This is a genomic window from Streptomyces sp. NPDC031479, from assembly GCF_055581065.1.
In genome coordinates this window covers 167927-174044 of the sequence record NZ_JBVIKC010000017.1, presented here as the reverse complement: position 1 = coordinate 174044, position 6118 = coordinate 167927, and the positions used below count along the sequence as shown (strand labels likewise).

Sequence of the window (6118 nt, the reverse complement as noted above, 5' to 3'; positions counted from 1 at the left end):
TTGATCCAGTGTTCGGGGTCGGTGATTTCTTCGGTGGTGAGGAGGGTGCCGGTGAGGGTGGAGACGATGGGGATGGTGGGCGGGTGGTAGGTGAGGGAGCGTGCGGTCTCACGGAATGCTTCGAGCATGGGTTCCATGAGGGGGGAGTGGAACGCGTGCGAGACGTTGAGACGGGTCGTCTTGGTGCCGGCGGGCAGCTGGGCTGTGATGGCGGTGACGGCTTCGTCTTCGCCTGAGATGACGGTCGAGCGGGGTCCGTTGACGGCGGCGATGGACACCTGCCCGGTGTGTGGGGCGAGGAGGGGTGCCACCTCTGCTTCCCCGGCCTGGATGGCGGTCATGGTGCCGCCGGTGGGGAGGTGTTGCATGAGGCGGGCGCGGGTGGTGATGAGGGTGGTGGCGTCGGGGAGGGTGAGGACGCCTGCGATGTGGGCGGCGGCTATTTCGCCGATGGAGTGTCCGGTGAGGTGGTCGGGGGTGATTCCCCAGGATTCGATGAGGCGGTAGAGGGAGATCTGGAGGGCGAAGAGGGCGGGTTGGGCGTACTGGGTCTGCCGGAGGAGCTCGGTGTCCTCGAATACGGCCTCGCGCAGCGGGCGGGGGAGGTGGGGGTCCATTCCCTCGCAGATGGTGTCGAAGGTCCGGGCGTAGACGGGGTAGGTGGTGTAGAGCTCGTGGCCCATCCGGGGGCGTTGGCTGCCCTGCCCGGTGAACATGAAGGCGAGCCGGCCGTCGTGGTCGGTGGTGTGTCCGAGGGTGAGGCCGGGGTGGGTTTCGCCGTGGGCGAGGGCGTCGAGGCCTGCGAGGAGTTCCTCGCGGTCGCTGCCGATGATGCCCGCCCGGTGCGGGAAGCGGGTCCGGGTCAGGGCCAGGGAGCGGCCGGTTTCGGCGGGGGTGGCCTCGGGGTGTGCGCAGAGGTGTTCGTGGAGGCGGCGGGCCTGGTCGCGTAGGGCTGCCTCACCCTTCGCCGACACCACCCACGGCAACGGGCCGTCCCCGCGCGACACCGGCTCCCCGGACTCCACGGACTCCCCGGGCTCCACGGTCGTCACGGGCTCCGCAGCCGTCGCCGCAGCGGGAGCCTCCGCCACGATGAGGTGGCAGTTCGTCCCGCCCATGCCGAAGGAGGACACACCCGCGATCAGCGGACGGTCCGGGCGCGGCCAGGGCGCGAGCTCCGTCTGCACCGCCAGGTTCAGGTCGGCCAGCGGGATCCGCGGGTGGGGGGAGACGTGGTTGAGGCTCGGCGGCAGCATCCGGTGGCTGATGCTCAGCGCGACCTTGAGCAGGCCCACGATGCCGGCAGCGCCCTCCAGATGGCCGACGTTCGTCTTGGCCGAGCCCACCGGGAGCGGGAAGTCCGCGGCGCGCTCCACGCCCAGCGCCGCACCGAGCGCCGCCGCCTCGACGGGATCGCCGACCGGTGTTCCGGTGCCGTGCAGCTCCACGTACTGCAGGTCCTCCGCCGACACCCCGGCGTTGAGGCGCGCCAGCCGCAGCACCTCCTCCTGGGCGCTCGCGCTGGGCACCGTCAGCCCGTCCGTCGCGCCGTCGTTGTTGACGGCGCCACCGCGGATCACGCAGTACACCTGGTCACCGTCGCGCAGCGCCCGGTCCAGGGGTTTGAGGACGACCAGACCGCCGCCCTCGCCCCTGACGTAGCCGTTGGCGCGCGCGTCGAAGGTGTAGCAGCGGCCGTCCGGCGACAGACCGCCGAACTTGGCGGCGCTCACCGTGCTCTCCGGCGCGAGGTTGAGGCTCACGCCACCCGCGAGGGCGAGGGTGGACTCGCCGCGGCGCAGGCTCTCGCAGGCCATGTGCACGGCGACCAGCGAAGAGGACTGGACCGTGTCCACCGTGACGCTCGGGCCGTGCAGACCCAGCGTGTAGGACACGCGGTTCGCGATGATGCCGCGCTGGAGCCCCGTGAGGGTGTGCCGCCCGATGGACTCGGCCCCGCCGCGCCGCAGCAGGTTCCCGTAGTCGTCCGCGATGGCACCGATGAAGACCCCCGTGCGCGTGTCGCGCACCGCCGACGGGAGCAGCCTGGCGTCCTCCAGGGCCTCCCAGCTCAGCTCCAGCACCAGCCGCTGCTGCGGGTCCATGGCCGCGGCCTCGCGCGGGGAGACGCCGAAGAAGGCGGCGTCGAACCGGTCCACCTGATCGAGGTAGGCGCCACGGCGCGTCACCGCCTTGCCCGGTGCGTCCGGATCGGCGTCGTACCAGGCTTCGGCGTCCCAGCGGTCCTTCGGAGTCTCGCCGACCGCGTCGACACCGGCCCGGAGGTTGTCCCAGAACGCCTCGGGGTGGGATGCCTCGGGCAGGCGGCAGGAGAGTCCGACCACGGCGATCGGAACGTCCCGGACAACGGCGGTGCCGGAGGCGGCGGGGTCAGTCTGACTCACGATGGGTTCCATGCCGTTCATCCTCGGAACGGCATATAACGTGCCCCTAACCCGTGCCTTACGAAGCGCTCAGCAGACCGGACGGCCCCCGGTGGAGCCCGCTGCGGCCTCGGCGGCCGCCACGGGAGGCGGCACCGACGGCAGCGGTTCCCCGAGCGGGACCAGCCGGCCCGGCCGGCCGGCCGCCAGCGCGCCGCCCTTCGCCGAGACCCGGCCGGTCGGCACCGCCCGCAGGGTGCCGAGGGCGGCGACGTACGCGACGAAGCTGTCCGTGTCCCGCCGGTGCCGGGCCGGATCCCGGAACCCGCCGAGCGCCGGGTACCCGTCCTGCCCGGTCAGCGTGTACGAGGACGTCACCACCCGGTACGTGCCGTCCAGGCGCAGCGCGGAGCCCCCGATGAGCACGTCGGCGGGCGCCACCCGGTCACCGGCCGGCCCCGAGGCGTCGAAGGAGTACCGTACGTTGGCGGAGACCGCGAGCGGCGCGTACGTCAGCCGGCCCTGCGCGTCCTGCGCCCACTGCTGTTCCAGGGCGTCGTGGAGCTGCCGTCCGGTGACCGACGCCGTGACCAGGGGACTGCCGTACCCGACCGCCCGCCAGGCCCGCTCGAAGGTGACGGGATCCTCCGTGGCGGACCCGAGGAGCAGGTCCGTGTTGATGAGGCTCCGGCCGGTCCGCGGGGCCAGCGCGATCAACGCCAGGTCCGCGGCGTCCCCTTCGGGATGCGGGCTGGTGTCGAAGGAGTCCGCCGGCTGAGCCGAGGCCCACAGCGCCCAGTCGGCCACCAGGTTGCCCATCGTGCTCTCCCCGGCCGGTGACAGGGCGCGGCGGAACGAGGCCCGCTGTCGGCCGATCGTCGTGCCCGCGTACCGGGTGGCGTACCCCTGCCAGTAGTCGACCACCTTGCGCATCTCCGGATCGGGCTCGACGTCACGGGTGTTGGGGTGGTTGGTCGACGTGGTCAGCTCCCGGGCGACGGCACCGGTCACGGGATCGAGGCGCAGGGTGATCTCGTTGACGATCTGGCCGTGGCAGCCCGCCTCGACGAACGGCCGCAGCCGCCCGGAGGGATCGGGAAGCATCATCGTGAAGGCGCAGTGCCAGTGCCCCGTCACGATCGCGTCGATGTCCGCGGACACGCGCAGCGCCAGGTCGTACGCCGGCCCGCTCGGGTCGCTGCCCGAGTCGAACGCGGATCCGGCCACCGCGCCGTCGTGCATGCTGAGCACGATGGCGTTGACCCCGCGGGCCTTGAGCTCGGCGGCGCAGCGGTTCGCGGCGGACACCTCGTCGAGCGTGGCCAGGCCCGGCTGGAAGGAGTTGGAGAACCGCTCCGTGCCCAGGGCGGTGAGGTGGATGAAGCCGAGGGGCAACCGCCGTCCGCCAGGGGCGCTCACCCACTCGACGTGGTACGGCGGGAGCACGGTCGCCCCGCCCGGTCCCGCGACGGCATTGGCGCTGTAGTAGCGGAAGTCGGCGCCGTGGAAGCGCCTGCCGCGCGAGTCCGGGAACGTGTTCGTGCGCCCCTCGCCCTCGTGGGGCAGGCCTTGCTCCATGTGCCGGACGAGGAATCCGGGAGTGCGGTCGAACTCGTGGTTCCCGGCCGTCGCGAAGTCGAGCCCCATCAGGTTGAGCGCCTCGATGGTCGGCTCGTCGGACAGGGCGAACGCGGGGAACTCCCAGCCCGAGAAGAGGTCGCCCGGCGCGAAGAAGAAGGAGTTGGCGCGTCCGGCCCGCAGCCGCCGCAGATGGGTGGCCATGTACGCGACCCCGCCCACCGTGTACGTCTGCCCGCCCGCTCCGGTGATCACGGAATCCCGGGCGGGCGGGGCACTCAAGTAGCCGTGCAGATCGGTGATGTTCAGCAGTTGCACGTCCACGTACCCGGCTCCGCTGACGGTGTCGAGCGCCGCCCGGGTGGCCGCGGCGGCGGTACCCGTGACGGCGCGCACGCCGACGGCCCCCGCCGCGGTCAGGAAGACGCGCCGGCCCAGTCCGTTCATGGACACTCCCTCAACGACGTACGAGAGCTGCTGGAAGGGTTCGTGCACCGGTCTCCCCGGCCCGCGAGACCAACCGGTGTGCGCTATGCGCCCGGTAGGCGAACCCGGGACGAACTCCGGGTCCCCGCCACGGCGTCCTGCCCGGCCCGACCGGCAAGCGGAGACCCTCTCCTGACGGCTCGTCTGATGTTGGGGGACAGGATGGAGCGGTTGGAGGAGGCCGACCCGGTAACGGTCGGCGGGTACCCGACCATCACTCCAGCAAGCGTGGCGGCCATCGGCGCGCTGCCCGAGGAACCGGTGCTGCGGATGACCGCGGGACTGGCCACGGCCCTCGGGGACATCCACCGGGCCGGCCTGGTGCACCGGGACCTGAAGCCGTCGAACGCGCTCCTCGCCGATGACGGGCCCCGCGTGATCGGCTTCGGGATCGCGCGGGCGGCCGACGGCGAGGACGGCAGCGAACTGACCACCGCGGGCCGGCTGGTCGGCTCGCCCGGGTTCATGTCGCCCGAGCAGGCCCAGGGAGCCCCGCTGGACCCGGCCAGTGACATCTTCTCCCTCGGGACGGTGCTGGTCATGGCATGCACGGGAGCGTCCCCGTTCACGGGGCCTTCCATGCCCCAGACCCTGTACAACATCGTGCGCACCGCTCCCGGTCTGCAGCGGCGTGATGACGAGCGCCGCGACCGGGAGCGAGACGGGGCCGAGCCGCTCCTCGGGCGAGCGCCTCAGTACCGTTCCGGTTCCACGGCGTCGACCGCGGCCCGCAGCTCCCCGTCTCCGGCGGACAGGTCCCGCGCGGCGGCCGGCAGCCCGCGGCCACTGGGTGGTGTTCCGGGGGCGCACGGATACGGGCCCCGGCGAGCGGGGCCCGTATCGGCGGCACGGCGGGGCACTGTCAGGCGGTACGGGTGCTGGTGCGGCCGCTGTCCGTGCACAGGGCCCAGATGACGAAGAGGGAGACGGCGATCGAGACGAGCGCCCACAGTGGCGTGTAGGGCAGCCACATGAAGTCGAAGATCACGTTGATGGAGGCCAGCGCCACACCCATGACCCGTGCCCAGCCCGCGCCCTTGAGGAGACCGGCGCCGACGATGAGCAGGACGATGCCGAGCAGCAGGTGGATCCAGCCCCACGCTTGGACGTTGAACTTGAACACGTAGGAACCCAGCCGCGTGTAGACCTCGTCCTGCGCGATTCCGGAGATGCCCTTGATCACGCCGAGGACGCCGTCCACCAGCAGCAGCACGGCGGCGAACATCGTGCCGCCCGCGGCCCACGCGCCGCTGGCGCTGTGGGGCTGGGGAGACCTGGGGGTGGTGCTCTGTTGGGACACTGAATGCTCCTTGGACCGAGGGACGCCGCTTCCGGCAGGCAGTCCCATCGTTCGGCGGCGCCCGGGAGGGGGACACCGGAGCGCGGCCGTTCGGGTGAATTCCGCGGGGCCGCCCTGCGGCGGGGGCGGGTCAGGCCCGGTTCCGGCGGGCCCGTGTGCCGCGTACGGGGCGCACCGCGCGGGTGATGCCGAAGCCGAGGAGCCGGGGCGGGACGGTGATGGCACCCGCGTACGCGCCGGGGTGGCCGATGAGGCCGTCCCCCTGGTGGTCGTCCCCGTTGCGGCGGGGCAGGCGCACGATCGGGAAGACCGCCGGGATCCCCGCCGGCCTCCGTAAGACTTCCGTCATCGCGGCGCCCCTGTCCCCGGG

General features: G+C 72.5%; 5 protein-coding genes. 1 reads left to right on the top strand and 4 read right to left on the bottom strand.

Translation table 11 applies throughout. The annotated features are described in order from the left end of the window. Positions 1-2417, bottom strand: a 2417-nt coding sequence (locus tag ACZ5D2_RS21050) for a type I polyketide synthase (RefSeq protein WP_468931036.1), incomplete at its 3' end; no start/stop codon positions are given. A gap of 57 nt (positions 2418-2474) precedes the next feature. Then, positions 2475-4409, bottom strand: a complete 1935-nt coding sequence (locus ACZ5D2_RS21045; protein ID WP_468931033.1) for a bifunctional metallophosphatase/5'-nucleotidase — start codon at positions 4407-4409, stop codon at positions 2475-2477. Between the two features lie 186 nt (positions 4410-4595). On the opposite strand from ACZ5D2_RS21045, the gene ACZ5D2_RS21040 reads away from it, so the two are divergent. Beyond that, positions 4596-5363 (top strand): serine/threonine-protein kinase, encoded by a 768-nt coding sequence (locus ACZ5D2_RS21040; protein WP_371675364.1) that lies wholly within the window; start codon positions 4596-4598, stop codon positions 5361-5363. On the opposite strand, the gene ACZ5D2_RS21035 is transcribed toward ACZ5D2_RS21040, so the two are convergent. Then, a complete protein-coding gene (locus tag ACZ5D2_RS21035; protein ID WP_371675363.1) occupies positions 5311-5748 on the bottom strand; it encodes a DUF7144 family membrane protein in 438 nt (145 codons plus the stop codon). The two genes, ACZ5D2_RS21040 and ACZ5D2_RS21035, sit on opposite strands and share 53 nt — an antisense overlap. Before the next feature lie 130 nt (positions 5749-5878). Continuing rightward, positions 5879-6097 carry a hypothetical protein gene (locus ACZ5D2_RS21030; protein WP_371675362.1) on the bottom strand — a complete coding sequence of 73 codons (219 nt, stop codon included), beginning with the start codon at positions 6095-6097 and terminating at the stop codon, positions 5879-5881. Between the last annotated feature and the right edge of the window lie 21 nt (positions 6098-6118).